The 1,984-nt window shown below is 38.3% G+C and carries 2 protein-coding genes and 2 pseudogenes; 2 read left to right on the top strand and 2 right to left on the bottom strand.

The annotated features are described in order from the left end of the window. Together CBG25_RS15415 and CBG25_RS15420 are read left to right on the top strand one after the other, a co-directional pair. On the top strand, nucleotides 1–323 hold a 323-nt coding region (locus CBG25_RS15415), incomplete at its 5' end, for a transposase family protein (protein WP_290607754.1). 125 nt (nucleotides 324–448) lie between these two features. Beyond that, nucleotides 449–574 (top strand): annotated as a pseudogene (locus tag CBG25_RS15420) (PqaA protein); the annotation flags it as partial. An 85-nt stretch (nucleotides 575–659) separates the two neighbouring features. On the opposite strand, the pseudogene CBG25_RS15425 reads toward CBG25_RS15420, so the two are convergent. Then, nucleotides 660–1,577, bottom strand: a pseudogene (locus CBG25_RS15425) (MFS transporter); the annotation flags it as partial. Nucleotides 1,578–1,721: 144 nt separating this feature from the next. Continuing rightward, nucleotides 1,722–1,984, bottom strand: a 263-nt coding sequence (locus CBG25_RS15430) for a transposase (RefSeq protein ID WP_290603799.1), incomplete at its 5' end; no start/stop codon positions are given.

Below are 1,984 nucleotides of genomic sequence, written 5' to 3' on the forward strand. Positions count from 1 at the left end.
AGGTAACCATCTGGGCAGATACCGGTTTTCAAGGTATAGATAAACAGCATCCTAATACACAAATCCCAAAAAAAGGAACTCGAAAAAGACCTTTATCGCCTGAACAAAAACAAGAAAATAAAATAATCTCGGGCATCCGTATTACAGTTGAACACGCCATCGCGGGTATCAAGCGCCTCGGTTGCATGACCCAAATTTTACGGAATCGTAGACCCTTTATTGATGATACCTTCTTACTCCTTAAGCGCAGGTCTTTGGAATGTCCATCTCAGAACAGCGTAAAATTTACTTCAATCACCGAAACACCCTTATTTCACTATTAAGCAACACGCTTTTTGTTGCATTTCGTTTGGGAATTGGCGATGGTATCAGGTATTTACCATCATCAATTAAAATTGGCACAGGTGAAAATATAACGGTCGTCATCAATACAAAAATAATAAGTTGGCAAGCTATTTTTAGTGACGGTTATGTTGCTACAACACAGGTATATATTACGCCTGATGATAAATTTCCAGTAACTGCACCCGCGGCAAAAAACTCAAGCTGCCAAACTTTACCTGGGCGAATATAGTATGGATATTGAATTTGATTAGTGCTGATCTAAATAAAAGTCTTAATTAAAGTACAAGATTTTGTGTTTAATTAAGACCCGCAGTTTATATTTTCCTTAATTTGATACTAATAATTAATCCTAGAGATGTTAAAAATATAATAAAACCAATAATTCCATTCCATTTCCAATTACTCCAAAATATACCACCTAATGTACCGGCGATGCTGGATCCGCCATAATAGCTGAACAAATACCATGAAGATGCCTGGGCTTTTGCTCGCTTTGCACGCTTCCCAATCCAGCTACTGACAATAGCATGAGCCGCAAAAAAACCTACCGTCATAATCACCATACCCAATAAAATAAGTAAAATTGGAGAGAAAAAAGTTATCGCGATACCAATAAACATTAAACAAATTGCAATAAATAAAATATCTGAATAGTTATACTTTAGTGCTAAAAATCCTGCTTTAGAAGCACTATAGGTACCGGCTAAAAAGATAAAAGCTAATAGACCAATCATAGTCTGACTAAAATTATAAGGAGCTTCCAATAATCGATAACCTATATAATTATAGAGGGTTATAAAACTTCCCATAATGATAAAACCAATCATAAATAAAAAAGTCAACCCCCCTTATCTCTAAGATGCACTCTAAAAATTAATCCATAGGAAAAGTGGACGGACTGAAGAAGCTCTAAAATGTTGTGAAGGCGGTAATAAGCGCCAAAAGATAATCGCGGCAATAAAAGCAAACAAACTGAATACAATGGTAGCTATACGCCAAGAAAAATGATCAGTTAAAATACCGGTAATTAAGCGTCCACTCATACCACCTATAGAGTTACCACTAATATATAATCCCATAGAAAGTGCTAAATAATTGGGATGAATTTCCTCACTGAGGTAAGTCATGGCAACCGCGGCAACACCACTTAAAGCAAATCCAACCAATGCTCTGGTTAATAAAATACCATCCCAACTTTGCATAAAAGCACTGATAAAGGTAAAAATAGCTGCGCTTAATAAAGGGCACCTCGAAAAACTCAAGATTTTCAATTAACCCTTGGCTTTCATTCTAAATAATTAGATTTTTTTTGATTATCACGTTACTGATTCTATCGCACATTGCCCTGGCTAGGGCCATTTGACCCATTCTGGGCGTCAGAAAGCCACGATGCACGCGCTCTGGAAGTACGCCAACCGCTTTAGGTTGTAACATGCTGCCATCATCGTCATGGCAAAATTAGCGCGCACCTGTCCAATGGTGCGGATCAGTTTTCTACCCATTTGTTCCATCGCCGCAAATGCATGTTCAACCCGTGCCCTAGTCTTTGCAATCCTGTGGTTTCGCCCTTGCTGAGTCTTGGACAACGGTTTGTTTCGATGGCCTTTACGCTGAATCTGGCTCCTATAGCCGTTTGCCT

It is taken from the genome of Arsenophonus sp. ENCA (genome assembly GCF_002287155.1).
GTDB lineage: Bacteria > Pseudomonadota > Gammaproteobacteria > Enterobacterales > Enterobacteriaceae > Arsenophonus > Arsenophonus nilaparvatae.